Below are 25,681 nucleotides of genomic sequence, written 5' to 3' on the forward strand. Positions count from 1 at the left end.
CTCCTTCGAGGAATGGGTTCGTCGGCGGGTCAGGCGCCGAGATCGATGTCGTTCCGGGTCCAGCCGAGCTCGGGGGCGACCCGGGTGGCGATGAGCTCCATGGAGCGCAGCACGTACTCGTGCGGCGGATCCACCGAGTGGACCTGGAAGGACAGGTGGGTGGCGCGCCGGAGCGCGGTGTCCCGGGAGAGCGACTCCAGAACGTCCTCCGGGGTGCCGACGTGGGCGTCCAGCCGGGCCAGGAGCTCTTCCACCGGCAGCCGGTCGACCTCGTCGCCGAGGGTGGAGCGGGCGAAGCGGGTGTTGCGGTAGCCGTGTTCGGCCAGACGGAGCGCCTCCTGTCGGTCGTCGGCGACGAACAGGGTCCGGGCCACGCTGATCCGGGGAGCCGCCCCCGGCGCCAGATGGTCCAGGTAGGCGTCGATGATGGGGTTCTGGATGTCCCACAGCGTGGTGTCGGGCGCCTCGGCCGGGCGGGGCTGGGTGCGCGAGAGCATCAACCCGTCGCCGCGTTCGGCGGCCGTCACCGCGAGCGGGCTGGAGAAGGTGGCGAACCAGAGCCGTTCCAGGAGCTCGGGCCGGGCCGGATGGAGCCGGTTCGGGGTGCCGTCGAAGGCCTCCCCCGCCAGCGCCGCGAGGAGCGCCTCGCGTTTGCGGGCGAACACCTCGCGTCGTTCGGCGAATTCCACCCCGAAGCTGGGGAAGGTGGAGGGGGTCCCTCCGGAGCCGACCCCCACCTCCAGGCGTCCCTCGCTGAGCAGGTCCAGGACGGAGGCGTCCTCGGCCACCCGGATCGGGTCCTCCAGTGGCAGGGTGACCACGCCGGTCCCCAACCGGATCCGTTCGGTCCGGGCCGCGGCCCGGGCCAGGAACACCAGGGGCGAGGGCAGGCCGCCCTCGTCCCCGTCGAAGTGGTGCTGGGCGACCCAGGCGCTGTCGTAGCCGAGGGCCTCGGCGTGCCGGATCTGTTCGAGGGCCAGACGGTAGCGTTCCGCCGGGGGCGCGTCGTCCAGCACCCGGGTGAAGAAACCGAGCTGTTCGGGCATGGCCGTGCTCCTTGTGATGTCGTCGCGGATGGTTCAGGGGCGGGCCGGGAGCGCGGGCTCCCGACGGCCGGGGATGGCCTCGATGAGGCCGCGCGTGTACTCGTGGCGGGGGTCGGCGAAGACCTTCTCGGTCACGCCGGACTCCACCACCCGACCGCCGCGCATCACCGACAGGGTGTGCGAGAGGCGCCGCACCACCGCGAGGTCGTGCGAGATGAACAGGTAGGTCAGTCCCAGATCCTCCTGGAGTCGTTCGAGCAGGTCGAGGATCTGTGCCTGGACGGTGACGTCGAGCGCCGAGACGGGTTCGTCCAGGACCACGACCTCGGGTCGCAGCACCAGGGCTCGGGCGATGGCCACGCGTTGGCGCTGGCCGCCGGAGAGTTCCCGGGGTCGACGGTCGCTCAGGTGCGTCGGGAGCGCGACCCGCTCCAGGAACTCGGCGACCGTGCGCGCGCGTTCGGCCCTGTCACCGATCCGATAGTTGACCAGCGGTTCGGCGATGATGGAGCCGACCGTCCGCCGGGGATCGAGCGAGCCGTAGGGGTTCTGGTAGACCATCTGGAGCCGACGGCGCAGGTCGCGCAGGCCCCTGCCCCGGAGCGGGCCGATCTCCGTTCCCCCGACCGACACCTCGCCGGAGGTGGGGCGGCGAAAGCCCATGACGGCGCGGGCGGTGGTGGTCTTGCCCGAGCCGGACTCCCCCACGATCGCGTGGGTGGTGCCCGGCGTCACCGTGAAGGAGACCCCGTCCACGGCGCGGAACCGGTCCCGGCGGGTTCCGAACTCCTGCACCAGGTCCGTGACGGCGATCGCCGGTGGCAGGTCGGCCCGTTCGGCGAGCAGGGCGGCGGTCCGTTCGGCGGTGCGGTGCCCCGCGCCGTTCAGGGCGGGGGCGTCGGCGACCAGCCGCCGGGTGTAGGCGTGGCCCGGTGTGGACAGCACCGTCGCCGTGTCGCCGGCCTCCCGGACGCGACCGCCTTCGAGCACCACCACCCGGTCCGCCCGGTCGGAGGCCACCGCGAGGTCGTGGGTGATGAACAGGACCGACGTGCCGTCCTCCGTTCTGAGTTCGTCGATCAGGTCGAGGACGGTCCGCTGCACGGTGACGTCGAGGGCGCTGGTGGCCTCGTCGGCGATGATCAGCTCCGGGCGGAGGGCGATCGCCGCGGCGATGAGGACGCGTTGACGCATGCCCCCGGAGAGTTCGTGCGGGTACTGGCGGGCCCGACGTTCCGGATCGGGGATGCCCACGCGTTCCAGGAGTTCGAGCACCCGGGCGCGGATCCGCCGTTCGTCGGCCCATCGGTGGATCCGCATGACCTCGGCGATCGCGTCCCCGATCCGCTTGACGGGGTTGAGGGAGGTACCGGGGTCCTGCGGGACGAGTCCCACCCTTCTCCCCCGCACCGACTCCATCCGCCTGTCGCTCCACGAGGTGATGTCGGTGCCGTTGAGGCGGATCCGGCCACCGGTCACCCGTCCGTTGTCGGGCAGGAGACCGATGACGGCCTGCGCGGTGGTGCTCTTTCCGGAACCGGACTCGCCGACCACCGCGACCACCTCGCCGGGATGGACGGTCAGGGAGACGCCGTGCAGGACCGGGGTCTCCACGTGGCGAGAGGTGTAGGCGACGGTGAGGTCCTCGACCTCCAGCACCGGTGTGGTGCCGTCCGGGTCGGAGACGTCGGATCGGTTGCGGGTCATGCTCTCCCCCGTCGTGCGATCGAGGCGCTGATCCGGTTCGCGGACAACACGACCGCGACGACGACCAGGCCGGGAAGGGTGGTGAGCCACCAGGAGGTGGCCACGTAGTCGCGCCCCTCGGCGATCATCAGCCCCCACTCGGGGGTGGGCGGCGGGGCGCCGTAGCCCAGGAATCCGAGGGTGGAGATGGCCAGGATCGCGGTGCCGAACTGGAGCGCCGCCAGGGCCGCCACCGCGGTCAGGGAGTTGGGCAGCACGTGCCGCCACAACACCGTGAGGAAACGGCCCCCGCCGGCGTAGGCGGCCTCCACGTAGTCGGTGGCGCGCACCCGCACCACCTCGGAACGGGCCAGCCGGGCGAAGGCGGCGACACCCGCCACGCCCACCGCGAAGGCGATCTGGGCGGTGCCGAAGCCCAACACGATCACCACGCTCAGCGACAGCAGCAGCGAGGGAACGGCCAACAGGACGTCGACCACCCGCATCAGGACGTCCTCCACCAGACCGCCCACGGTCCCGGCGACGGCGCCGATCAGCGTGCCCGCCACCAACCCGACGGTGACCGCGATCAGGGCCCCGGAGAGCGAGTGGACCGAGCCGTACACCACCCGGGCGAACACGTCACGGCCGGTGGCGTCGGTACCGAACGGGTACTCGGCGTCCGGAGGGCGCAGGGCGTCGGCCGCGACCCCGGCGACCGGGTCGGCGGAGGTGAACAGGCCCGGGGCCAAGGCCCAGGCCACCGCCACGAGGACGACCAGCCAGGCCAGGGCGGTGCCCACGTCCACCCGCCGCAGCCGTTCGAGGGCGCTCGGGCGGGCGGGGACCGATCCCGTGACCGTCGCGGATCGGGTCGAGGTGTTCGGGTTCACGCGGCCGCACCCGCCTTCGTTCTCAAGCGCGGATCGAGCAGGGGGTAGAGCAGGTCCACGCACAGGTTGATCAGGACGAACACGGTGGCGGTGAGCAGGACGACGGCCTGGAGGACCGCCACGTCCTGGTTGCCGACCGCCTGTTCGGTGAGCCGTCCGAGACCGGCCCGGCCGAACACGGTCTCGGTGACCACGGCGCCGCCGATCAGCTCACCGAACAGCACGCCCGCCATGGTCAACGCGGGCAGCAGGGCGTTCCCGGCGACATCGCGCCACAACACCCGGTGGTGGCCCGCTCCTCGGGACCGCACCACGGTGACGAAGGGCCGGGTGTACACCTCGTCGATGCTCCGCACGAGGATCTGGGCCAGGGGCGCCGAGATCGGGACCGCCAGGGTCAGGACCGGCAGGATCAGCCCCTCCACCGGCCCCGGCGCGATCACCGACACCAGGCCGAGCCGGAAGGAGAACACCTGGACCAACAGGATGCCGAGCCAGAACACCGGGACCGAGACGAACAGCGACGGCAGGGCCCGCAGGGCGCCGCGGATCCAGGAGAGCCGCGGATAGGTCGACAGGAAGGCGATCCCCACGGCGAGGATCACCGCCACGACGAACCCCAGCGAGGCCAGCAGGAGCGTGCCCGGCAGGGCCTCGGCGATCATCCGGCTCACCGGCGTACCGCTCTGGACCGAGTAGCCGAAGTCCCCCCTCAGAAAGCCCAGGAGGGTGTGGAGGAACTGTCGGTGGGCGGGGACGTCCACACCGTAGGCCTCGCGCAGGGCGGCGATCTGTTCCGGAGACAGCCCCAGTTCGGGGTTCTCGAACCTGATCATGACGGCGTCGCCGGGCATGGCCTGGAGGAGGACGAACGCCGCGGTGAACGCGGCGAACAGCACCACCACGGCCTGTCCGACCCGTCGGAGTACGTAACGCATACGAGCTCCTCCTCACTGAGTCCGGGGACCGTTACTCGCTCAGCCAGACGCCCTGGAAGGAGGGGCGGGCGACGGATTCGAAACCGATCCCGTGCACGCTCGGGGCCACGCCGTAGACCTGCGGCTCCTCGAACAGCGGGATGACGTAGGCCTGCTCCGAGAGGTAGCGCTGCGCCTCCGCGCTCGCCTCGTCGCGCTCCTCGGGGTCGGCGGTGGAGGCCACCGCCTCCAGCAGCTCCTCCAGCCTCTCGTCCTCGACGGAGTCGCCCTTGGGGTCACGGTTGAGCAGGGTGTTGCGGTTCCGGGAGTGGTACTGGCTCTTGATGACGTCGTGGTCGGCCCGGCCCACCATCGAGTGGTAGAGCTGCACCTGGTCGGGGTCGTTGATCGCCTCGGTGTAGGTGCCCGCGTCGGCCGCCAGGATCTGGAGATCGACCCCGATCCCGGCCAGCTGCCGGCCGACCAACGTCAGGGTCTCGAAGGAGCGCGGCTGCGGGGCGGCCTCGTTGACCACCAGGGAGAGCCGTTCCCCGTCCTTCTCCCGGATCCCGTCGGATCCGACGGTCCAGCCGGCCTCCTCCAAGAGCTCCTCGGCGCGTTCGGGGTCGTACTCCAGGTACTCGGACTGGTCCGCGTAGCCCTGGGCGGTGCTACTGAGCGTGGAGGTCGCCGGCGGGTAGTGGTCCGTGTAGATCGTGTCCACGACCTCTTGGCGGTCGATCCCGGCCACCAGCGCCCGGCGCACCTTCAGGTCGGAGAGGATCTCGTTGCCGAACCGCAGGCTGAGACTGTTGTTCACCCCGTTGGTCTGCGGCGCGAGGATCTCGATACCGGCCGCCTCGACCCGCTCCTCGTCCTGGGCCTGGACGTAACGGGCGACGTGCGCCTGTCCTGAGGTCAGCGCCCCCACTCGGACACTGTCCTCGGGGGTGACGTTGATCCGGACCTCGTCCAGGTAGGGACGTCCCTGGTTCTCCCAGCTCTCCGGTGCCCAGGCATAGTCCTCGCGGGCGGTGAGGGTGAGACCGGTGCCCAGTTCCTCGTCGGAGACGACGAACGGGCCGGAGCCGATCACCTCGGTCGCGTTGCCGGGGCTGAAGCCCTCCTGGGCCAGTTCGAGGGTCTCGGCGGAGAGCAGGCCGGAGTTGATGGTGGAGGTGGCCTGGAGGAACCCGGGCGAGGGGGCGTCGAAGTGGAAGCGGACGGTGTTCTCGTCCAGGACCTCGCTGCTCTCGTAGTTGTTGATCGCCTCGGAGACGATGAGGGCGCGATCCTGATCGCCCAGCCCGTAGAGGTCGAAGTTGGCGGCGACGACCTCCGCGTCCAGCGGAGAGCCGTCCGAGAAGGTGACGTCGTCGCGCAGGGTGAAGGTGTACTCGGTGGCGTCCTCGTCGACCTCCCAATCGGTGGCGATCCAGGGCTCGAACTCCAGGGTCTCGGGGTCCTGGTGGACGAGTCGGTCGGCGATGTTGTTGACCAGTCCGCCGTTGGGGTAGAAGCCCGCCTCGGGCGGATAGAGGCTGTCGTGGGGTTGGTACTCCAGGTAGACGAGGGAGCCGCCCTGGACGGGTTCACCGTCGGCTCCGGCCCCGGAGGAGGCCGGGGATCCGCAGGCCGTGAGAAGGGCGAGTACGGCCGCGGTCGGCAGAAGCAGGGCACGTGACGGGATGGGAGCGTGGGACACGTTCTTCCTCTCGAAACCGACGGCCGGGATGCGGGCCCGTTGGAGTCACGGGTTCTCGCGGGGACGTCCCCGCCGCGTCGGATAGCACTTGCGCCCGACGGTCGCGGGCGCCTGGTCTTGCTCGGGAGCACCCCACCGCCGTACGAGGGTTGCTGTCCCGCCTGCCGAGCCAGACGGCGGGAGCTCTTGACCGGACAAAAACATATCATACAGGTAGGAAAACTCGATTTAAGGGACGAGTGACCCCCGCCACCCGAGGGCCGAGCCTCGGGAGAACGTGTTCACACGGCTCTCAGCAGGCCTCGAAGAGATGCTCCGGGTCGGAGGAGGGGACCAGCGCCGCGTCCCTCAACAGCACACGATCCGGACGTTCGGGATCAGCGCACACCACGTCGAAGTCGAGAGCGGCCTCCGCCAGTTCCTCGGGGTACTCCACCGCGAGCACGTTCCCCGAACCGTAGACCCCGATGTAGGCGCCGCACTCGTGCCACGCGGCGCAGGACTCGGTGACGGCGAGGTCGAACCCCACCTCGTCATGGCCGCGACCGGCCTCCTCCGCCGTGTTCTTCTGCGCCGCGGCCAGACCACGCCCATGGGCGACACCGACCAGGACCGAGGCCAGAGCCAGGTTGTCGTCGACCGTCAGAGCCTCGCCCGAACGCAGATACGAGTCGAGGTTGTCGAACTCGACGGCGTCGAACCCGGCGTCCGCGCACCGATCGATGGTCTCGGTGAGGATCTCGGCGATCCGCTCCCGGCGCTCGCCGGTGGAGGTGTCCAGGATCCGTTCGTCCGGCCACCCCGGGTCCACCACCGGCTCGCCACCCTCGTCCCGGAGCACCAGGTCGGGATCCTCCTCGAGCCAGCGGTCGAGCTCGTCCGGCTGGGTCTGGAAACCGTTGACATAACAGACCGAGTACAGGCCGGGGGCGGGCTCGGCGGTGCTGTCGCGCACCACCGTGGTGACCCCTTCGGGCGGCGGATAGGCGCCGCCCAATTGGTAGTCGAAGCCGCCTTCGGGAGGAAGCTCTACCGCCCGGTCGGGGGCGCACCCCACACCCGAGAGCGCCAGGACGACCGCCCCGAACACCACCGCGACGCGCCCGCGACCCCGAACCATGCCTCGACCCACCCCTTCACCGCGGAGGAGGCACGATCAAGGAGCGCGACGACCTCCGGACACCCCGGACCCCGTCATTGTGCCAAAGCCCCGCACGCGCCCCCCGAACGGGCCTTCCGCGCGCTCAGTCGACCGGCGCCAGGGTCATCAGCCCGCAGCCGTAGGCCTTGGCCCGCCCGATCCCCGCTCCCAGTCCGCGCCGCAGGGCCTCGGGGTCGGTGACGGTCAGTCTGCCGTCGAAGGTCGCGGTGACCACGGGGACCCGCATCCGCGCGCCCTTCCTGCCCGGGCGGGGATCGGGTTTGTCGAACCCCGAACGGTTGCGCTCGTGCACGAGCAGCTCATAGCCGTCGATCTCCGGGCGGGCCGGGTCGACCTCCTCCTTGCGCAGCACCTCGAACCCCCATCGCTCCTGCTGCTGGAGGAGCCATCCGGCCTGATGACGAACGGTCACGTGCGCGGTGCGCCTGGTGTTCTCCCCGTCCTTACGACGAATGCTGTGCACGGGGTTGGCCGTGAGCCGGAAACCCCAGACCTGCCCCTTCTCCAAGCCGGACAGGAACCCGGTGTAGTCATGGGTCCGCCACCAGGTCTCCGGCTCCGACCTGGGCCAACCGGCCTGCTCCACCATGTGGGTCAGCTCGGGACGGCTCGGGCTCACGATGTAGAGGAGGACCTCGGCCTTGGCGTTGCGATCGACCCGCCACAACACTCGGCCCTCGCCCCGACCGTCCTCCGCTCCGAAGGAGCCGGACGTGGTCGGCAGCATTTCGGGGAACCCGCCCAGGACGGCCGCGTGCATGGTCTGCGGAGAGGAGAGCAGCTTGCGCGCGCCGGCGCGATGGGTGTTGAGGCGGAATCGGGTCAGGTACATCGGGTGACTCCCAGGGCCGGAAGGGGTGCGTGGTCGAGAGTCGACCGGCGACGCCCACCGGGGGCCGACGCCGAGACCGTGCCGAAGCGGACCGCGCGGGGGCCGCGCCTTCGACACTTCGAACCGGAACCGCTCGGGGGACCGACTCCATCGACGCCGAGGTCGAGGTCGAATACGTGCACGCGGAGCGGGGACCGACCGTCGGAATCGAGGCCGAACCCGGGCCACGCGGCACGGGCGACATCGGACAGACGGCCCCTCCGGGGCCGGGAAGGGGATCGGGGGGTCATGGGACTCATCCAAGCGAATTCCCGGCCCGCCCTGGGTAGGAAACCGGGTTTTCCGGAGGCCTGATGTGGCCAGGACACCGTCTCAGTTTTCACGACAAAAGCGACAGGCCTGTGGTACGAGGTACCGCTCCCTCCACCGGACGTATCGCACCCCTCACACCGGGGAGGTCGAACCGGGGCCGTCTCGATCGAGACGGCCCCGGGAGGATCAGCCGGCGACGTCCAGCAACACGTCCACCAGACGCTCGGCGGCGTCGGGGCGACCGTGGGACCGGGCCCGGTCCGCGATGGCCTCGCGTCCGGCCGGGTCGGCCAGCAGCGGCTCGACCGCGGCCTGAAGGGTCTGCGGGGTGACCTCGCCCAACAGCGCGACGGCCGCGCCCGACTCCTGGAGGTGACGGGCGTTGTGCGCCTGCTCGTTGCCGGCGGAGGAGGCCAGCGGGATGAACACGGCCGCCTTGCCCAGCGCGGTGAGCTCGGCGATGGTGCCGGCGCCGCTCCGGGAGATCACCACGTCGGCGAGAGCCAGCACGTCGGGGAGTTCGGGGCCGACGAAGTCGGTGAGGTGGTAGCGGCCGGCCAGGGCGGGCGGCAGGTTCCGTGCGCTCTCCCCCAGGGCCGCGACGTTGGCGGCGCCGCACTGGTGGACGACGTTGGCGCGCTCCAGCAGCCAGGGCAGGATGTCGCGCACGTTGTTGTTGATCTGCGCCGACCCCTGGGCACCACCGGTCACGTAGACGGTGGGCAGGGCCGGGTCGTGGCCGCCGAAGCCGAGCCCCTTGGCGGCCTCCTCCGGGCGTCCGGTCAGGACCTCGGGCCGGACCGGGTTACCGGTGACCACGGCGTCGGCCTGGGAGGCCTCGGGCAGCAGTTCCACGGAGGACTCGGCGGACACGGCGATCCGGGCCCCCGCGCGGGCGAGGACCTTGTTGGCCAGGCCCAGGCGCACGGTCTGCTCGTGGACGACCAGCGGGCGGCGGCACATGCGGGCCGCCAGGCCGACGGGGACCGCCACGTAGCCACCGGTGGCCAGGACGACGTCGGGGGCGAAGTCGGAGACGAGCCTGCGGGCCTGGGCGACGCCGCGGGGCACGTTGGTCATGTCCTTGACGTTGGCGGGGGAGGCGAGCTTGAGCGGGTTCTTCGATCGGCGGATCTTACCCGTGGCGACCGCTTCGAAGGCGATCCCGTTGGCGGTGGCGACGCGCTTCTCCAGACTCCCCGCGGCGCCCACCCACAGCACCTCCAGGGAGTTTCCGGTCGTCTCCAGGCGCTCACGCAGCGCGTTGACGGCGGTCAGCGCGGGGTAGGTGTGGCCACCCGTTCCCCCTCCGGTGACGATCAGACGCAGGTCACGGGGCGGGCGGTCGTTGGTGCTGTTCACGCGGTTCCCATCTGGGCGGACGAGAGGACTTCGGTTGAAGGGCCGCGACGTGTCGTTCACGGCCCCACAGCACGGTAGCCGGGTTCGGAGCCTGTTGTGTCCCCTCAAGGGGGTGAATGGGGCGAACGCGACGGTGATCTCGGCCGGACGTCTCCGTGGAAAGAGGGGTGGGTCCTCAGCGCCCGGGCAGCTCCTCCGGCAGGTCGAAGAGCGGGAACAGGTCGGTGTCGAAGAAGACCGAGCAGTGTCCGACACCGCCTCGGACGAGGGTCAGCACGTGGACGCCGAAGGCCCGATGGACGCCGTCACGACCGCGCAGGTACATGCCGAAGGCGGGCTGACCATTGGCGGAGGTCGACAGCAGTACCAGGTCCCCCGCCCCACGGGCCGGGCACTGGGCCCGGATCAGACGCCCGATCGCCTCCCGACCGCGCACCCAGGTGGCGTACGGCGGCATCTCGAAGGCGGCCTCCTCGGTGAACAGTTCGGTGAGCGCCGGAATGTCGTAGCTCTCGAAGGCGGCCACGTAACGTTCCAGGAGTCTGCGCTGGTCGGCCGAGGGTTCGGGGATCTCGTCCTCCTCGGGCAGGATCTCGGCGATCCGCGCCCTCGCCCGCTGGAGGAGGCTGTTGACGGCGGGGACGGTGGTGTCCAGGACGTCCGCTACCTCGGCGGCGCTGAACCGGAGCACCTCGCGCAGGATCAGTACCGCGCGCTGTTTGACCGGCAGGTACTGGAGCGCGGCGACCAGGGCCAGCCTTACGCTCTCCCGGTCGGCCACGACGTTTCCGGGGTCGCCGAGATCCGGGCCGAGGCGATCGGGCATCGGTTCGAGCCAGGGCACCTCGGGGCTCTCGACGAGACGGCCCTCCGGCTCGGAGGTGGGCGCGCCGAGCCCGGTCGGCAGCGGCCGACGGCCGCGTCTGTCCAGGGCGGTGAGGCAGGCGGTCGTGGCGATCCGGTGCAGCCAGGTGCGCAGGCTGGAACGGCCCTCGAAGCGGTCGTAGCCCTTCCACGCGCGCAGGTAGGTCTCCTGGAGCAGGTCCTCCGCGTCGTGCGCCGAACCGAGCATCCGGTAGCAGTGCGCGTAGAGCTCCCGCCGGTAGGGGGCGATGAGCCGGGAGAAGTCCCGGTCGATGTCGATGGTCTCTGCCGTGTGTTCCACCACGATCGTCACGCTACGCCTCCCCTACGACAGAACCGATGGACGAGGACGTTCCTTTGCCGAGCATTCCACCGGCGATGGTCCTTCGAGGCCACCGCCGGGAACGCGGGGGCGGGGCGATCGCCTCCGGACGAACGCCCCGCCCTCGGACCGGTCATGTCACCGGTCCGTTCAGGAGAGGTTCTCCATCTCCGCCAGGTGCTCCTCGCTGAGCTGGATGATCTGGACGTAGTTTCCGTCCGGGTCCTTGGCCGTGGCGAACAGGCTGCCCTCTCGGTCCTCCAACGGCGCCACCCACTCGGTGTCGAGTTCGTCCATGCGGGCGGCGACGGCGCGCGCGTCGCCGACGTCGAAGTTGAGGATCATCCGGGTGGCGTCGGCGGCCTTGGGGCCGACGTCGTCACGGTGGTCGATCAGCAGGTGGAAGGTGCCGAACCGCAGCACCCGGTAGGCGTCCATGGAACTGCTCTCCGCCGGGTCCAACGCGGCCGTGTACCAGTCGCGCAGACGGTCGGGGTCGGTGCTGGCGAGCAGCATGCTGTCGAGTACGGGGCGCTTCATCGGAGTCTCCCTGTGGGGTCGGTGTCGTCGTTCCTCACCCGTATCGACCCGGTCGGGGCAGGAAACTCATCGCTCGGTTCCGGATCCGATTCCGTTCCGGCCCCGTCGTCGCTCTCCGCGTCGTCCTCTCGAGGGCGGTCGGAACCCCGGAGCAGGATCAGGGCCAGGACACCGCAGGCCACCATGGCGACGACCCCGAGCCCGGCCGTGACGTTGAGTCCGTCGGTGAAGGCCTCCGAGGCGGCGGCGAGCAGCCGTTCGGCCCGCCCCGGCGGCAGCCCCTCCGCGGTGGCGACCGCCTCGGCCAGGGTCCGCGCCTCCTCGCCGTCGACACCGTCGGGGACCTCCAAACGATTCCGATAGACGGCCGAGGCGAGGCTGCCCAACAGGGCCACGCCGATCGCGATGCCGAACTCACCACTGGTCTCGGACAGGGACGCGGCGGATCCGGCCTTGTGCCGGGGCGCGGCTCCCACGACGATGTCGGCGATGAGCGCCGCGCCTGGGCCGACACCGGTCGAGGTGAGCAGCAGCCCCAGGATCACCATGGCTCCGCCCCCGTCGGCGGGGACGAAGAGCAGCACCGTGAACCCCAGCGAGCCGACGAGCATGCCCCCGCCGATGACCTTGGCTCGTCCGATCCTCTGTGCCAGGGGCGCGGCGAGCAGGGTGGCGCCGATCATCGCCACCGCCGGGATCACCAGCCAGAGCCCCGCGACCAGGGGTGAATGGCCCGCGACCATCTGGAGATACTGGCTGATCAGCAGGAACGTTCCGCCCATCGCCACGGCGCCCACCAGCATGGTGAACAGGGCCGCTCCGAAGGAGCGCTCCCGGAACAGGCTCAGGTCCACGAGGGGGTCGGCCAGGCGGAGCTGTCTGCGTACGAACCACACGCCCATCGCCAGACCGAGGAGGCCGGCGGCCAGGGCCGTGGTCGGAGTCCCTCCCTCGGCGGCCGTCTTGAGCGCGAAGACCACCGGCAGGATCGCGGCCAGGGACAGGACGGCGCTGAACAGGTCGAGCCTCCCGGCCGACGGGTCCCGGTACTCGGGCAGGAGCAGGGGCGCGCACACCAACAGCAGGACCATCACCGGAACGCCGAGGAGGAAGACCGAACCCCACCAGAACCATTGGAGGAGCAGGCCGCCCACGACGGGGCCGATGGCGGTGCCTCCCATGAAACAGCCGGTCCAGATCGAGATGGCCATCGCGCGCTGGGCGGGGTCGACGAACATGTTGCCGATCAGCGCCAGGGTGGAGGGCATCAGGGTGGCGCCGGCGATGCCCATGAGGACACGGGTGGCGATGAGCGCCTCGGCGCTGGTCGAGAAGGCCGCGGCGATCGAGGCCAGACCGAAGGCGGTGGCACCGATCATCAGGAGCCGGCGACGTCCGATCCGGTCGCCGAGGGTGCCCATGGTGACGAGGAAGCCGGCGATCATGAAGCCGTACACGTCCATGATCCACAGGGTCTGGGCCCCGGTGGGCCGCAGGTCGGCGGCCAGGTGCGGGAGCGCCAGGTAGAGCACGCTCATGTCCAGGGAGAGCAGCAGTGTGGGCAGGGCGAGCGCGGCGAGGCCGAGCCATTCCCGTCGACCCGCCCGGGCGGGCGGGCCCATGGGCGGTGTGGGCGTGTTCATCGGTTCCCTCTTCTTCCCTCAGCGATTCGTTCGTGTGTACGGACACGGATCGCGCCGAGAACTCATCGCGGGAGGGGGAGGGTGGTCGGCGAGGGGCCGGAGGCGCCGGTCGAAGGCGCCGTTCCGGTCGAGGGGCCGCCCCGAACGGTGTCGGGGCGGCCCCTCCTCACTCTGTGCGGGTCACTCCTGGATCAGACCGATCACGTTTCCGGCCGGGTCGGTGAACCAGGCCACCATCGGCCCCTCCCCTCGGGCGATGCCCTTCTCGTCCTGGTCGAAGCCCTCGTAGCGCAGCATGGCGACCCCGCGACGTCCGAGCTCGTCGACGGCGGCGTCGATGTCGTCGACCACCAGGTTGAGGACGGTGAACACCGCGGGCTCGTGGTCGGGCTTGGGGTAGACGAGGATCGATCGGTCGGCTCCGAGTTCGATCCGGATCAGGCCGTACCCCTCCATGCCCGGAACCGGTACGACGTCCAGCCCCAGCGTGTTCCGGTAGAAGTCGAGGGCGACCTCGGTGTCGGGGACGGCGAAGGACCCGAAGGCCCGTGTGCTGTCGAACATGCTTCCTCCAACGTCGTCGTGATCTCTCACCCGTGACGACCTCTCCCACCATCGGAACTCATCGCTCTCGACCGGGTCAAACGATGCGGACGAATCTCTGCACGCTCTTTGGGTGACTCCTCCGGACGGCCGTGGTCGACTGGGCAGGGTCGGGACGTCGCGCGATACGCGACGTCTCGTGGCGGTGTCCGGAACGGGGCGTCGCTCCTCATGCGGAGGGAGAGCGCGACATGCGCGCAGTGGTGTTCGAGAACTATGGGGAGTTCCCCTCGCTCACCGAGGTCCCCACGCCGACCCCCGGCCCCGGAGAGGTCCTGCTCAGGGTGGCGGGGGCCGGAGCGTGCCACTCCGACATCAGCGTCTACCGGGTGTTCCGGGAGGGGCAGCCGGGCGCTCAGAGACCGCCGTTCGTCCTGGGCCACGAGAACGCCGGGTGGGTGGAGGCCCTGGGCCCCGGGGTGAGCGATCGGATCAGGGTCGGCGCCGCCTATCTGGTCTACGGGCCGATCGGTTGTGGGCACTGTCGTCGCTGCGCGGAGGGCTCGGACACCTACTGTGAGAACGCCGCGACCATGCCCTACCTGGCGGTCGGGTTGGGGCGGGACGGCGGCATGGCCGAGTACATGACCGTGCCCGCGCACCACCTCATCCCCTTGGACGACGCCGATCCGGTGGCGGCGGCGCCCTTGGCGGACGCGGGACTCACCCCGTATCACACGATCCGGCAGACGCTCCCGCATCTGAACAGCGGGGGACGGTACGCGCTGGTGATCGGTCTGGGCGGGCTCGGCCGCATCGGGGTGCAGATCCTTCGCGCGCTGAGCGGGGCGACGGTGATCGCCACCGACGTCAAGGAGGACGCCTTGCGCCGGGCCGAGGCCGACGGGGCCGTCACGGTGCCCGCCGGAGAGCGGCAGGTCGAGGAGATCCGGGCGCTCACCGGCGGTCGCGGGGTGGACGCCGCCTTCGACTTCGTGGGGGCGACCCCCACCATCGCCGCCGCGGCGGCCTGCATGGCCCCCGGCGGGCGGTTCAACGTTGTGGGCATCGCGGGCGGCACGCACGAGTTCTCGTTCTTCACCAACCCGTACGAGTCGTACATGACCAACACCTATTGGGGGTCGGTCAAGGACCTCTGGGAGGTGGTGGACATGTACAAGGCCGGGCAGATCCGCCCGGAGATCGAGCGATTCTCCATGGGCGACGCTCTGGAGGCCTATCGGAGGCTGGAGGCGGGCGAGATCAGCGGCCGTGCCGTCGTGACCCCCGACGCGCACTGATCGAACGGTCTCCCGGTGGGCGGGGCGGGAACGGGGCCCGCCCCTAGCGACGTCTGGCGTGATGCCGGGCGGCCTTGGCGCGGTTGCCGCAGGCCGACATGGAGCACCATCGGCGGGTGCCGTTCTTGGACGTGTCGAAGAAGTACAGGACGCAGGCCGGGTTCGCGCAGCCTCGGATACGGTCGGGGCGTCCCCGCAGGTCGAGGTAGTCGGCGGCGGCCGTCCAGGAGGGCCCCCAGGAGAGACGGTCGAACTCGACCGTCTCGGCGGCGACCCCGTCGACCAGGAGACGGCGCACGCCGCCATGGGAGAGGACCTCGTTGAGTTCGGCGGCGGCCTCGGCCTCCAGCGGTTCCTCCACCAGACGGGCGATGACGTTCCTGGTGCGCAGCAGGTGGTCGAGGGTCGCCTCGTCGGCGACGAAACGAGCGGCCAGTCCGCTCTCCTCGAACCAGTCCGCCAGCCCTTCGAGGGAGTCGAGCAGGTCATAGACCTGGTCTCCCTCCACCCACCGGGTATTGAGCAGGTCCATGGCGATCGGCTCTCCCACGAGCGGACGCCGTCGGAGCGGTGTCTGCGCCATCGTCTTCCCCTCGATCCCGTTTCCCCCGGTCGACCGGCCTGGATCCTACCAACCCTCCAACGACTAACCACTCAAAGTCATTTCAAGGGTTGCCTCGTCCATGACTAACCCCTAAAGTCCCTTTGAAGGGTTAAGCACAGGGTTTCCCCCTGCTCTGAGGAGAGGTGTGCCATGACACGAATCGCCCCGCGGACCGGACACGTGGGCCTGAACGTCACCGACATCGAACGTTCGCGCGACTTCTACACGCGCGTCTTCGGATTCGACGTCCTGGGAGAGGGCAAGGAAGAAGGCCGCGAGTACGCCTTCCTCGGCAGCGACGGACAACTGATCCTGACCCTCTGGAAGCAGAGCGGAGAAGCCTTCCGCAAGGACACCGCCGGACTCCACCACCTGTCCTTCCAGGTGGAGACGGTCGAGGAGGTCCGACGGGCCGAGGCCGACCTGCGGGAGATCGCGGTGGACTTCGCCTACGACGGCGTGGTCCCCCACGGTGAGGGCGCGGCCTCCGGCGGGATCTTCTTCCACGACCCCGACGGCATCCGTCTGGAGATCTACGCCCCCACCGGGGCCGACGAGGCCGAGGCCCCCGTCGCCGCGGCCCCCACCTGCGGCTTCTTCTAGAACACAACCGCTCGGAACGGGCGCGGCACCTCGAGGCGCCGCGCCCGGCCTCGGGAAGGAGAACCCCATGGCCGGCTACCATCCGGGAGAGATCGCCGTCCAGCGCAGAGCCGCCCTCTCCGACCAGGCCGCCTTCTCCGAAGGGGCCTTCCACGAGGAGATCCCCGCCATAGCGGCGGATTTCCTCGCCGCCCAACGGTGGCTCGTCCTAGGGGCGGCCGATGATCGGGGCGACGTGTGGTGCTCTCTGCTCACCGGACCGCCCGGCTTCCTGCGTCCCCGTGACGGGCGGACACTCGACATCGCCGCCCTCCCCCGCCCCGACGACCCCTTGGCGGACGTACTCAGAGCCCGACGCGCACGGATCGGCGCCCTGGCGATCGAGCCGGGGACCCGACGACGCATGCGGATCAACGGCACGACCGCACCTCTCAAGGACGAGGGCACCGACGGGCTACGACTCGAGACCACTCAGGTCTTCGCCAACTGCCCCAAGTACATCCAGCGACGATCCCCCGCCCCCTCCCGGGCCGAGGCCGACACCACCGTCGAGGACGACCGGCTCACCGACACGCAAATGGACCTCGTCCGCCGCTCCGACACCTTCTTCATCGCCACCACCGACGGTTCCGGTGACGCCGACGCCAACCATCGAGGCGGATCCCCGGGGTTCCTGCGCGCGCACTCCCCGACCCTGCTCCGTTGGCCCGACTACGTCGGCAACGCCATGTTCACCACCCTGGGCAACCTGTGGCTGGATCCGCGGGCGGGCCTCCTGATCCCGGACTGGGAGAGCGGCGGCCTGCTCCGGCTCACCGGGACCGCCCACGTCCTCTGGGGCGATGAACCCGGCGACCGCACGGTGGAGTTCTCCATCGATCGCGTGCTCTCGACGTCCTCCGGAGGCCTGATCGCCGAGGGCGTCCCCCACTACTCGAAATTCAACCCGCCGGTCCTCCCGGCCGTACCGAGGGGAGTCCCCCGATGAAGGTCCACGTCGACATGGCGCTGTGCGCGAGCCACGGCCGGTGCGTCTTCGCCGCGCCCGATGTCTTCTCCTTCGACGACGACGAGGAACTGACGTACGAACCCTCCCCCGGGGCCGATCGTCGCGCGGAGGTCGAACAGGCCGTCCTCTCCTGCCCGGTCCGTGCCATCACACTCGACGGCGATCACGGATGAGCCACGGTGAATCGGTGGTCGTGGTGGGGGCCGGCCTGGCCGGACTGCGCTCCGCGACCGCCCTACGAGAACGCGGGTTCGCCGGAGAGATCACCATCGTGGGGGATGAAGCCCATGGTCCCTACGACCGCCCCGGCCTGTCCAAGGAGGTGTTGATCGGTCGACGGACCGTCCTCGACACGGACCTGCCGGTGCCCGCGGATCTGGACGCCCGATGGCTACTGGGACGACGAGCGGTCTCCCTGGAACGGGGCCGACGCCACCTGGTCCTCGACGACGGGACCGCCTTGGACTACGACGGTCTGGTGATCGCCACCGGCGCGTCCGCCCGGCCCTGGCCCGGGCCCGGTGGTCTCCCCCGTTCGGGTGTCCACACGCTACGTGAGCGGGAGGACGCGGCGGCTCTGCGTCGGGCGTTGACCGATGGTGGACCGCTCCTGGTGGTCGGCGCGGGATTCCTCGGTTCCGAGGTCGCCTCCGCCGCTCGTGCCCTGGGGCTCTCCGTGACCCTCGTGGACGCCTCGTCCCAGCCCATGGAACGGGCCGTCGGTCCCGTGGTGGGGTCGGTACTCGCCGGTGTCCAGAGGGCGGCCGGGGTCGATCTGAGACTCGACACGACGGTGACGGCCCTCCCGGGGCGAAGTGTCTTGAAGGAGGCTCTGCTCTCCGATGGAACGCGTGTCTCGATCCGAACCGCGCTGATCGCCCTCGGAGCGCGCCCGAACACCGACTGGCTCCGCGGATCGGGCATGCGCCTGAACGACGGGGCCTCCGGCGGGATCGCCTGCGACCACCGCGGCCGCGCCCTCGAGGCCGACGGCCGCCCGACCTCGGACATCGTGGTGCTCGGTGACGTGGCGGCTCCGCCCCACCCCCTGCCCTACGACGGGTCCCCCGCCCACCTGAGCCTCGGGCACTGGAGCGCGGCGGTCGATCACGCCGACACGGTCGCCGCGGCGCTGCTCGGACAGGAGGATCCGGCGCACGAGATCGTCCCCTCGTTCTGGTCCGACCAGTTCGGCCTGCGGATCCGCTCGGTGGGTCTGCCCATGCTCGCGGAACGGACCGAGGTCCACGAACACGACCCGGCCCGTTCCCGCCTGGAGGCGACCTACCACCGGGGAGGGCGGATCGTGGGGGCCCTGACCGTGAACCGGGCCTCCCGCCTGGCCGCCCACCGAAGACGGATCGTCGACGCGTGGTATCGCGAGGAAGCCACGACGTGACCTCTCTCGGACGGCCTCCTCCCTGGTCATCGACCTCGCTTCGGAAGGGGACCACTCGGAGAACGATGAGATCGACCGGAACCGGCACCGCGACGGGAACGGGACAAGCCGGGGGCGGAACGCACGACCGCGGCCCGGGCCTGCCAGGATGCTCGGAAGACCGCAGTGGAAGCGAGGAGCGAGATGGATCTGGGAATCGCCGGCAAGGTCGCGTTGGTGACCGCCGCCAGTTCGGGGCTGGGCCGGGCGATCGCGGTCGCTCTGGCCGCCGAGGGGGTACGGGTCGCGGTGACCGGCCGGGACGAGGAGCGCCTCCAGGAGACGGTGGAGGCCTGCCGTGAACACGGCGCACACGCCGTCGGTCTCGTCTGGGACCTGGCCGACCACGGGCGCGCCCACGAGATCGCCACCATGGTGGCCGCCGAGCTGGGCCCGGTGGAGATCCTGGTCAACAACACCGGGGGGCCGCCCCCCACCACCGCTCTCGGGCAGGAACCGAAGCTGTGGGAGGACATGTACGCCTCCATGGTGCTGCCGGTGATCGAACTGACCGACGCCGTGATCGGCGGGATGCGCGAACGCGGCTGGGGGCGGATCATCACGAGCACCTCGTCGGGTCCGATCGCGCCCATCCCGAACCTGGGCGTGTCCAACACCCTGCGCGCCTCGCTGCACTCCTGGTCCAAGACCATCGCCGGAGAGGTGGCGGCGGACGGGGTCACCGCGAACGTCATCGTTCCCGGCCGGATCGCCACCCCGAGGGTGGAGTCCCTGGACCGTGCCCGCGCCGAACGCGAGGAAACGCCCCTGAGCGAGGTGCGTCGACAGGGGCGCGCGTCGATCCCCGCGGGCCGTTACGGCGAGCCCGAGGAGTACGGCGCGGTGGCGGCCTTCCTGGCGAGCCGGCAGGCCGCGTACGTGACCGGCTCGGTGGTCAGGGTCGACGGCGGCCAGATCCCCTCCGTCTGACACCGGGCTCCGGGGAGGGGCGGCGCCCCTCCCCGGCCGGCCGTCCCCGCGTTCGGCCGGCCCCTCGCGTCAGGTCGGGGCTCCCTCGTCCAGGCCGAGGGTCGCGCGCAGTTCGGTGCAGATCAGGGCGCAGTCCTCGTCGAAGGTCACCACCTCGATGGGACCGCCGCGCGCCCAGCGGACGAGTTGGTCGTGCCATTCCGAGCGTGGCATCGAGACGGTGTCCGGTCGTTCCAGATCCTTGGCGACCTCGACCGGAGGCCCGTCGGTGAGCACGGTGATCCGATGCTCGGGGTAGGTGTCGGAGGGATCGACCTCAAGAGGACGAGCGGAGTGCAGGACCACGACGTGGGTCTGTTCGGGGCTCTCGTTGGTGGACATCTGGGCCTTTCCTAGGGGGGAACGACCGAACCTTACTCGGCCGGGCCCCGGTCCAAACGCCTTATCCAGGGCCGGTTCCGGTCACCGCGTCGGGCCGGGGGTCCCGCCACAGGTAGGGACGTGGCACCTCGTAACGGTCCATCATCGAAAGGGCGTTTCGGTACGGCCGAACATCCGGCGTCCAGGATCACGACGTCGGACGTGGACGGCGGCGCCGATGACGAGCAGGCTGTACCCATGAGACTCCGACGACGGCTCCAACACCTCGACCGACGCGCCTACGTCCGGGTGACCCGTCTGGGCACCCCCGCGTTGGACGGCTACGCCCCGAAGTTCGTCCAGGCCACCGACCACATGGCCCCCTGGGTCATGGTCTCGGCGACCCTCGCCGCCACCGGAGGTCCTCGACTGAGGCGCGCCGCCGCGCGGGCGATCCTCGCCGCGGCGGCGGCCAACGCCGGTTCCTCCGTGATCAAGTACCTGGTCCGCAGGCGCCGCCCGGACTCCTCCGCGGTCCCCGCGGCGCGCGTCCCCTACCGCTCCTATTCCAGCTCCTCCTTCCCCTCCGGGCACACCGCCGCCGCGACGGGGTTCGCGCTCGGGATCTCCACCGACTCGCCCCCGTCGCTGACCGTCCCCGTCCTGGCTCTGGCCGGGGCCGTGGGCTTCTCCCGGGTCCACAGCGGGGTCCACTATCCGGGCGACGTCCTCGCGGGCATGGCCGTGGGCGCCGTCTCCGCCCTGCTCGCCCGTATGGTCCTCCCACCCCGGGACGAGGAGGAGCCCGGCGCGGAGACCTCGTCGACGGAGACCGTCGACGTGGACCCGGAAGGAGAGGGCGTGACGGTCGTCCTCAACCCGCACGCGGCCGACGGGACCCTCTCCGTCCTCTCCCCGGACGCCGAAACCGAGATCTCCGACAGGCTGCCCCGGGCGCGCATCGTGCACGTCGACCCCGACGAGGACCTTCCGGAGGTACTGGACCGGGCCGCGAGCGACTGCGCGGTCCTCGCGGTGGCCGGCGGGGACGGGACCATCAACGCCGGGGCGACCGCGGCTCTGGCCCACGACCGCCCTCTGCTGGTGATCCCCACCGGCACGTTGAACAACTTCGCCCAGACCCTGGGCACACCTTCACCGGACACCGCGTTGGACGCCTACGCCGGGGGCCGCCTGGCCCGAGTGGACGTGGGCGAGGTGGACGGGAACATCTTCCTCAACACGTCGTCGTTCGGCTCCTACCCCAGGATGGTGGAACGGCGTGACCGGTGGGCGAAGCGTGTCGGCAAGTGGCCCGCCTTCGTCCTGGCCCTGACGTGGGACCTGTGGGAGGTAAGGCCCACCCCGGTCCTGATCGACGGACGGCCGGCCCGGGTGTGGTGGGCGTTCGTGGGCAACTGTCGGTATCGGACGCGGGCCCGGGTCCCGGTCCACCGGGAACGGTTGGACGACGGGGCCCTGGACGTGCGCCTCCTGTGCGCCCGCCGTCCCTTCCCGAGGATCCGTGCCCTGTCGGAGATCCTGGCCGGCCCTTTGACGGTGGGGGGCGACTACGTCGAGCGGACGAATCGGACCCTGACCTTGGAGATCCCCTCCTCCCCCCGGTTGATCGCCGTGGACGGGGAGATCCTGGAGGGGTCGCGGGTCATGTCGTTCCGCAAACGACCGGCGGCGCTCCGGGTGTTCGTGCCCGACGGCCCTCGCCCGCCCTCCCCTCAGTCCTCGTCCTCCAGGCGGGCGAGGACCTCGACCAGACCCCGGTAGGCCCGTTCGGTGTCGGGGCCGTGCCCGTGCGGCCCCGCGAACAGGTCCACGAACTCCACCACGTCCCTCAGATCCCAGCGCAGACGGTACAGATCGAGCAGGTCCCGGTCGGGTACGAGCCCCGAGCCTTCCGTGTAGCGGGCCAAGGCCTCGGGGTCGTCGGCGAACGGCCACAGGTCGCGTTCGGGCACCGCCACGCCCACGGTGTCCCAGTCGACCAGGCGCGGCCGCCCGTCGCACCAGAGCAGATTGCCCGGATGCGGCTCCCCGTGGGTGACCACGGAGCGGGAGCGGTCGACCCCCGCGGCCCCGCGCTCGAAGCCGGTCAGACGTTCCATGAGGACGTCCCCGTGCTCGGCGAGGAGTCCGCCCACCCGGGTGGAGAAGGGGCCCTGATCGCCGAGCCCGCCCGGGTCGGCCACCGCGGAGAACAGGAGGTCGGTGCCCTCCAGCCCCACCGGAAGCTCCCGGATCCCTCGTGGCCGGGCGCTCCGGTGCAGTTCGGCCAAGGCGAGCAGCACCCGGTCGCGACGTTCGGCGGGCAGGGTGTCTCCGAACCCGCCGGACTCCCCCTCCACCCAGGGGAGGACACTGAGCGCGTAACGCCCACCGATCGGCCGGACCGTGGAACCGTCGGCCGAGCGCAGCGGGGCGACCACGAAGTCGAGCCCTTGGTCCTCGCGCAGGCGCGCGGCGGTGTCCATGGCCCCTTCCAAGCGTGTGAGCACGGTCTCGGGGTCCGCGCCGAGGAAGGTCTTGTGCTCCAGGTCGGCCACGGTCGCAAACCATCCCCACCCCGAGGTGTCGGTGATCCGCCAGTGGTGGTCGCCGAACCCCACCGGTGCGTGGGTCAGGGTCGCGGTGTCGATGTCCCAGGCCGTCAGTGCGTCCGGGATCCACCGCTCGTCGAAGCCCATGGGAAGGTCGCGCATGGTCGCGACGTTAACAGCGCCCCGATCCGAGGTCCCGGGTTTCCCGGCGGTGTCCGCCCCGTTCCCTCACCGGGCGGACACCATCAGGCGTTCAGTGAGGGGGAGCGCCCCGGTCTCACTCGGTCTCGGCGGCCGCGATCAGGGTGGCGAAGGCGCCCGACTCCCCGGTGATCTCCAGGTCCTCGGTCCCGGTCCGACGCCACAGAGCAAGCAGCAGGTCGGAGGCACCGCCTCGGACCTCACAGGCGGCCCGGCCGACGCCACGTTCGAACCTCCACCCCGATCCGGCGTGGTCGACCGTCCACGCGTGACCACTGTCGGTCGTGATCAACAGAACCGTCTCCACCACCCCCACCGGATCGTCCGGCAGCCCGAGGATCCGTCGAAGGTCGAGGAAGTAGGAGAGGAACTCCTCGACCCCGTCGGCCGCGAGATCCGCCGGCAGAGGGACCCGACCTCCCGCCGCGTCCCGTGCGTCCCAGGCGTGCACCGCGGTCTCCTGGGCCATCCTGCGCTGGATGAACGCGCCGTCCTTGCGCGGCGCCCAGGTCCACCGGGGAGCCGCCGGATCGAGTGCGGTGAGCACGGTGAGCGTCTCGGCGAGTCCGTCGCGGTACCACTCCGTCAGGTGGTCGTCGTCGGGACGTTCAGGGGCCTCGTACCCTTCGGGATCGGCGAGGGCACCGGAGGCGATCGTGCGCCAGAAGTGGTGCACCTCGCCGACGTGCCACACCAGGTCGGCCATGGTCCATTCCGGACAGCCGGGCACGCGCGCGTCCAACCGGCCCTCCGCCGCCTCGGCCAGGGCGGTGCCCTGTTCTCGGAGCGCGGTCAGGTATCGGGGGGTGTCCATGGCGGGACGCTAACACCGAGGAACGACGTTCAGGGCACCAGGCCGTACAGGACGGTGCGGTCACGTCCCTCGTCGTCGGTCCGAAAGGAGAAGGAGAGCACGGCGCCCGGAACCGCGAACAGACGGTGCTCGTCCGTCTCCCCGGTGCCGGCCGCACCGGGTCCGGCCACCTCGATCCACTTCTCGGCCTCGGGCCCGCCGCCCGACGGGACCGACAGCACCGCGAGCTCGCCCGCCTTCTCCGGCCCCAGGCCCCGGTGGGGTATCAGTACCGTGTCCTCGCCCAAGGCCATCGCGTGCCCGGCGTCGTGGGAGAGATCGCGCCGCTCACCGCCCACCCGCACGGTGTCGAGGACCGCTCCGGAGGGGTCGGTCCGTGTCAGGTCGTAGCGCCCTTCTTCCGAGCGCTCCCGTACGGGCACGGACCGAAGGACGATCGCCCCGTCACCGCTCTCCCGAAGGACGTCGACGCCTTCCCGGGCCTCCTCGTCCTCGATCGGGGAGGACTCGGGGAGGAGCGCCATCTCCTCCCCGGTACGGACGTCCAGATACGCTCTCGGGGCGTGGAGGTCGTCACCGACCGCGACCACCGTGGTCTCCTCGCCGAGCGACCGGCCGGCACCGGGACGTACACGAACGGGCCCGAGAATCTCGGTCTTCTGCTCATGGCGCCACACCTCGTCTCCGGACGCCACGTCCAGGGCGACGATCAGCCAGGCGTCCCGGCCGCGGTCGTCACGCCCGCAGCCGTAGGGGACCACGAGGACGTCCCCGACCAGGATCACGGATTCGGACACCCCTTCGAGGAAGCAGTCCCCCTCGTGGACCTTCAAGGAGAGCCTCCACGTTTCCTCGTCCGTCTCCAGGTCCAGGGCGCGGACGTCCCTTCTCCCGTTCCGCGGTTCACGGCCTGCCTCCAGACCGACCTCGGCGGAGGCCCACGAGGTATCGACCTCCATCCAGTCGCCGCTCTCGGGGTGTTCCCTCTCCGCGACGATCTCCCCGGTCGCGGTGTCCAGCACGGTCAGGAAGCGTTCACCCTTCGGCGACTCCCACACCATGCGGGCGCGGGTGCCGTTCCCCACCACCCGGTGCTCCACTTCGGCGCCGTGCGGGCGCCGGTAGGTCCACAGCTCCTCACCGGTGGAGCCGTCGAGGGCGACGAAGCCGTCCGTCAACCGCACGATCGGGCCGCGGCCCCCTCGGGAGATCCCGCTGATCCGCCTCTCCTCACCCGGTGTCCACTCCCATCCCACCTGGGACACCTCCGAGGGGATCGAGAGAGACCCTCCGGCCTCGGCGCGTGTGTGTTCGACCAGGGGAGACAGGCTCACGTACCCCGCCGCGACCCCGATCAGGGCCGTGCTCAGCGCCCCCGCGACGACCGCGAGGGTCCGACGTGGTCGGGAGAGCCTCCCGGTCCGCCGCCCGTTCAGGCCCGCCATGAGCAGACACACCGCGAGCAGGACCAGGACCACGAACTGGAACACCGCCGAGGCGGAGGGTCTCCACCCCTCGCCGGCGAAGGGCAGGATCGCCTCGTCCGGGAAGAGCAGAAGGCAGGCTCCGGCGAGCAGAGCCGCCACGGCCAGGAACTCACCGGCGACCGGGTGTCCGCGCTCGACCGTCTCGGCGGCGCTCGCACGGGCGTCCACGGCCCCGCTCCCCAGTATGACGGCGCCGATCCCCAGGGCGAGGAACCAGAAGAAGCCCAGACCCTCCGCCACACCGCCCAGACGATGGGCGAACGGGGTGACGACGACACCGGCCAGGACCACCCCCAGGCCCGTCCAGACGGCGATGTCCGCCAGTGGCCGGCGCCGTGCCCCCTCGTACTCGTTCCGGCCGCCTTCGACCCTGCTCTCGCCGTTCACTCGCCCCTGCTCGTCCGTATCGTCCGCCATGCGGACCACAAGTTAACAGTGCGACCGGAATCGTCCCGTTCCGGGGAGCACGGACCGACGAATTGTCCCGAACGGCCTCGAAACCCCGATGCCGAGGGCTAATCTGCTGCCCGAACGGGCGGAGACGACAGGGGT

Annotated in this window: 24 protein-coding genes and 1 riboswitch; of the genes, 7 read left to right on the plus strand and 17 right to left on the minus strand. The window is 70.8% G+C overall.

The window, feature by feature from the left end; genetic code table 11:
• Positions 1–29: 29 nt before the first annotated feature.
• From U9J66_RS05920 to U9J66_RS05975, 12 genes are all read right to left on the minus strand, one after another.
• Positions 30–1,046: a putative FMN-dependent luciferase-like monooxygenase gene (locus tag U9J66_RS05920; protein WP_326337253.1), complete on the minus strand. Its 1,017-nt coding sequence runs from the start codon at positions 1,044–1,046 to the stop codon at positions 30–32.
• 33 nt (positions 1,047–1,079) lie between these two features.
• Positions 1,080–2,753 carry a dipeptide ABC transporter ATP-binding protein gene (locus tag U9J66_RS05925; protein ID WP_161111601.1) on the minus strand — a complete coding sequence of 558 codons (1,674 nt, stop codon included), beginning with the start codon at positions 2,751–2,753 and terminating at the stop codon, positions 1,080–1,082.
• The gene (locus U9J66_RS05930) at positions 2,750–3,625 is read right to left on the minus strand and encodes an ABC transporter permease (protein WP_017533966.1); all 876 of its coding nucleotides are present in this window, start codon (positions 3,623–3,625) and stop codon (positions 2,750–2,752) included. The genes U9J66_RS05925 and U9J66_RS05930 overlap by 4 nt, the downstream gene beginning before the upstream one ends.
• The gene (locus U9J66_RS05935) at positions 3,622–4,563 is read right to left on the minus strand and encodes an ABC transporter permease (protein WP_017533967.1); all 942 of its coding nucleotides are present in this window, start codon (positions 4,561–4,563) and stop codon (positions 3,622–3,624) included. The genes U9J66_RS05930 and U9J66_RS05935 overlap by 4 nt, the downstream gene beginning before the upstream one ends.
• A gap of 31 nt (positions 4,564–4,594) precedes the next feature.
• A complete protein-coding gene (locus U9J66_RS05940) occupies positions 4,595–6,247 on the minus strand; it encodes a TIGR04028 family ABC transporter substrate-binding protein (RefSeq protein WP_161111599.1) in 1,653 nt (550 codons plus the stop codon).
• Between the two features lie 79 nt (positions 6,248–6,326).
• A riboswitch (SAM riboswitch) is annotated at positions 6,327–6,439 on the minus strand.
• A 100-nt stretch (positions 6,440–6,539) separates the two neighbouring features.
• Positions 6,540–7,367: an endo alpha-1,4 polygalactosaminidase gene (locus U9J66_RS05945; protein ID WP_326337254.1), complete on the minus strand. Its 828-nt coding sequence runs from the start codon at positions 7,365–7,367 to the stop codon at positions 6,540–6,542.
• A 124-nt stretch (positions 7,368–7,491) separates the two neighbouring features.
• The gene (gene cas6e / locus U9J66_RS05950) at positions 7,492–8,241 is read right to left on the minus strand and encodes a type I-E CRISPR-associated protein Cas6/Cse3/CasE (protein WP_326337256.1); all 750 of its coding nucleotides are present in this window, start codon (positions 8,239–8,241) and stop codon (positions 7,492–7,494) included.
• 498 nt (positions 8,242–8,739) lie between these two features.
• Positions 8,740–9,915 (minus strand): UDP-N-acetylglucosamine--N-acetylmuramyl-(pentapeptide) pyrophosphoryl-undecaprenol N-acetylglucosamine transferase, encoded by a 1,176-nt coding sequence (locus U9J66_RS05955; RefSeq protein WP_161111597.1) that lies wholly within the window; start codon positions 9,913–9,915, stop codon positions 8,740–8,742.
• A 175-nt stretch (positions 9,916–10,090) separates the two neighbouring features.
• Positions 10,091–11,092 carry a sigma-70 family RNA polymerase sigma factor gene (locus tag U9J66_RS05960; protein WP_326337257.1) on the minus strand — a complete coding sequence of 334 codons (1,002 nt, stop codon included), beginning with the start codon at positions 11,090–11,092 and terminating at the stop codon, positions 10,091–10,093.
• A gap of 159 nt (positions 11,093–11,251) precedes the next feature.
• On the minus strand, positions 11,252–11,641 hold the full coding sequence (locus U9J66_RS05965; RefSeq protein ID WP_326337258.1) for a VOC family protein: 390 nt from the start codon (positions 11,639–11,641) through the stop codon (positions 11,252–11,254).
• Positions 11,638–13,284: an MFS transporter gene (locus U9J66_RS05970; protein ID WP_326337259.1), complete on the minus strand. Its 1,647-nt coding sequence runs from the start codon at positions 13,282–13,284 to the stop codon at positions 11,638–11,640. Before U9J66_RS05970 ends, U9J66_RS05965 begins: the two co-directional genes overlap by 4 nt.
• A gap of 180 nt (positions 13,285–13,464) precedes the next feature.
• Positions 13,465–13,848 (minus strand): VOC family protein, encoded by a 384-nt coding sequence (locus U9J66_RS05975; RefSeq protein WP_026124898.1) that lies wholly within the window; start codon positions 13,846–13,848, stop codon positions 13,465–13,467.
• Between the two features lie 230 nt (positions 13,849–14,078).
• Between U9J66_RS05975 and U9J66_RS05980 the strand changes: the two genes are divergently transcribed.
• On the plus strand, positions 14,079–15,128 hold the full coding sequence (locus U9J66_RS05980; RefSeq protein ID WP_017533983.1) for an NAD(P)-dependent alcohol dehydrogenase: 1,050 nt from the start codon (positions 14,079–14,081) through the stop codon (positions 15,126–15,128).
• Between the two features lie 43 nt (positions 15,129–15,171).
• Here the strand turns inward: U9J66_RS05980 and U9J66_RS05985 are convergent, their stop codons facing one another.
• Entirely contained in the window at positions 15,172–15,711 is a 540-nt protein-coding gene (locus U9J66_RS05985) for a CGNR zinc finger domain-containing protein (RefSeq protein ID WP_326337260.1), read from the minus strand.
• A gap of 171 nt (positions 15,712–15,882) precedes the next feature.
• Between U9J66_RS05985 and U9J66_RS05990 the strand changes: the two genes are divergently transcribed.
• The 5 genes from U9J66_RS05990 to U9J66_RS06010 all read left to right on the plus strand — a co-directional run bounded on the left by U9J66_RS05990 (position 15,883) and on the right by U9J66_RS06010 (position 19,712).
• The gene (locus tag U9J66_RS05990; protein ID WP_014910047.1) at positions 15,883–16,335 is read left to right on the plus strand and encodes a VOC family protein; all 453 of its coding nucleotides are present in this window, start codon (positions 15,883–15,885) and stop codon (positions 16,333–16,335) included.
• Between the two features lie 67 nt (positions 16,336–16,402).
• Positions 16,403–17,323, plus strand: a complete 921-nt coding sequence (locus tag U9J66_RS05995) for a pyridoxamine 5'-phosphate oxidase family protein (protein WP_326337261.1) — start codon at positions 16,403–16,405, stop codon at positions 17,321–17,323.
• A complete protein-coding gene (locus tag U9J66_RS06000; RefSeq protein ID WP_017533987.1) occupies positions 17,320–17,517 on the plus strand; it encodes a ferredoxin in 198 nt (65 codons plus the stop codon). Before U9J66_RS05995 ends, U9J66_RS06000 begins: the two co-directional genes overlap by 4 nt.
• On the plus strand, positions 17,514–18,743 hold the full coding sequence (locus U9J66_RS06005) for an NAD(P)/FAD-dependent oxidoreductase (protein ID WP_326337262.1): 1,230 nt from the start codon (positions 17,514–17,516) through the stop codon (positions 18,741–18,743). Before U9J66_RS06000 ends, U9J66_RS06005 begins: the two co-directional genes overlap by 4 nt.
• Positions 18,744–18,926: 183 nt before the next feature.
• Positions 18,927–19,712, plus strand: coding sequence for an SDR family oxidoreductase (locus tag U9J66_RS06010; protein WP_161111592.1), 786 nt, complete (start codon positions 18,927–18,929; stop codon positions 19,710–19,712).
• A gap of 69 nt (positions 19,713–19,781) precedes the next feature.
• Here U9J66_RS06010 and U9J66_RS06015 read toward each other — a convergent pair whose 3' ends face one another.
• A complete protein-coding gene (locus U9J66_RS06015; protein ID WP_081536573.1) occupies positions 19,782–20,093 on the minus strand; it encodes a hypothetical protein in 312 nt (103 codons plus the stop codon).
• 237 nt (positions 20,094–20,330) lie between these two features.
• On the opposite strand from U9J66_RS06015, the gene U9J66_RS06020 reads away from it, so the two are divergent.
• Positions 20,331–21,857 (plus strand): bifunctional phosphatase PAP2/diacylglycerol kinase family protein, encoded by a 1,527-nt coding sequence (locus tag U9J66_RS06020; protein WP_326337263.1) that lies wholly within the window; start codon positions 20,331–20,333, stop codon positions 21,855–21,857.
• Here U9J66_RS06020 and U9J66_RS06025 read toward each other — a convergent pair.
• From U9J66_RS06025 to U9J66_RS06035, 3 genes are all read right to left on the minus strand, one after another.
• Positions 21,809–22,789: a phosphotransferase gene (locus U9J66_RS06025; protein WP_326337264.1), complete on the minus strand. Its 981-nt coding sequence runs from the start codon at positions 22,787–22,789 to the stop codon at positions 21,809–21,811. The two genes, U9J66_RS06020 and U9J66_RS06025, sit on opposite strands and share 49 nt — an antisense overlap.
• Before the next feature lie 115 nt (positions 22,790–22,904).
• Positions 22,905–23,642, minus strand: coding sequence for a maleylpyruvate isomerase family mycothiol-dependent enzyme (locus U9J66_RS06030; RefSeq protein ID WP_326337265.1), 738 nt, complete (start codon positions 23,640–23,642; stop codon positions 22,905–22,907).
• 29 nt (positions 23,643–23,671) lie between these two features.
• Positions 23,672–25,546: a hypothetical protein gene (locus U9J66_RS06035; RefSeq protein ID WP_326337266.1), complete on the minus strand. Its 1,875-nt coding sequence runs from the start codon at positions 25,544–25,546 to the stop codon at positions 23,672–23,674.
• Positions 25,547–25,681 lie beyond the last annotated feature (135 nt).

Source organism: Nocardiopsis sp. LDBS1602 (assembly GCF_035818715.1).
In the GTDB taxonomy this organism is placed as follows: domain Bacteria; phylum Actinomycetota; class Actinomycetes; order Streptosporangiales; family Streptosporangiaceae; genus Nocardiopsis; species Nocardiopsis alba.

Coding starts and splice junctions, on each gene's coding strand:
- U9J66_RS05920 (WP_326337253.1), bottom strand. CDS start 1,046: ATGCCCGAACAGCTCGGTTTCTTCACCCGGGTGCTGGACGACGCGCCC.
- U9J66_RS05925 (WP_161111601.1), bottom strand. CDS start 2,753: ATGACCCGCAACCGATCCGACGTCTCCGACCCGGACGGCACCACACCG.
- U9J66_RS05935 (WP_017533967.1), bottom strand. CDS start 4,563: ATGCGTTACGTACTCCGACGGGTCGGACAGGCCGTGGTGGTGCTGTTC.
- U9J66_RS05945 (WP_326337254.1), bottom strand. CDS start 7,367: ATGGTTCGGGGTCGCGGGCGCGTCGCGGTGGTGTTCGGGGCGGTCGTC.
- cas6e (WP_326337256.1), bottom strand. CDS start 8,241: ATGTACCTGACCCGATTCCGCCTCAACACCCATCGCGCCGGCGCGCGC.
- U9J66_RS05965 (WP_326337258.1), bottom strand. CDS start 11,641: ATGAAGCGCCCCGTACTCGACAGCATGCTGCTCGCCAGCACCGACCCC.
- U9J66_RS05970 (WP_326337259.1), bottom strand. CDS start 13,284: ATGAACACGCCCACACCGCCCATGGGCCCGCCCGCCCGGGCGGGTCGA.
- U9J66_RS05975 (WP_026124898.1), bottom strand. CDS start 13,848: ATGTTCGACAGCACACGGGCCTTCGGGTCCTTCGCCGTCCCCGACACC.
- U9J66_RS05980 (WP_017533983.1), top strand. CDS start 14,079: ATGCGCGCAGTGGTGTTCGAGAACTATGGGGAGTTCCCCTCGCTCACC.
- U9J66_RS05985 (WP_326337260.1), bottom strand. CDS start 15,711: ATGGCGCAGACACCGCTCCGACGGCGTCCGCTCGTGGGAGAGCCGATC.
- U9J66_RS05990 (WP_014910047.1), top strand. CDS start 15,883: ATGACACGAATCGCCCCGCGGACCGGACACGTGGGCCTGAACGTCACC.
- U9J66_RS05995 (WP_326337261.1), top strand. CDS start 16,403: ATGGCCGGCTACCATCCGGGAGAGATCGCCGTCCAGCGCAGAGCCGCC.
- U9J66_RS06000 (WP_017533987.1), top strand. CDS start 17,320: ATGAAGGTCCACGTCGACATGGCGCTGTGCGCGAGCCACGGCCGGTGC.
- U9J66_RS06005 (WP_326337262.1), top strand. CDS start 17,514: ATGAGCCACGGTGAATCGGTGGTCGTGGTGGGGGCCGGCCTGGCCGGA.
- U9J66_RS06010 (WP_161111592.1), top strand. CDS start 18,927: ATGGATCTGGGAATCGCCGGCAAGGTCGCGTTGGTGACCGCCGCCAGT.
- U9J66_RS06015 (WP_081536573.1), bottom strand. CDS start 20,093: ATGTCCACCAACGAGAGCCCCGAACAGACCCACGTCGTGGTCCTGCAC.
- U9J66_RS06020 (WP_326337263.1), top strand. CDS start 20,331: ATGAGACTCCGACGACGGCTCCAACACCTCGACCGACGCGCCTACGTC.
- U9J66_RS06025 (WP_326337264.1), bottom strand. CDS start 22,789: ATGCGCGACCTTCCCATGGGCTTCGACGAGCGGTGGATCCCGGACGCA.
- U9J66_RS06030 (WP_326337265.1), bottom strand. CDS start 23,642: ATGGACACCCCCCGATACCTGACCGCGCTCCGAGAACAGGGCACCGCC.
- U9J66_RS06035 (WP_326337266.1), bottom strand. CDS start 25,546: ATGGCGGACGATACGGACGAGCAGGGGCGAGTGAACGGCGAGAGCAGG.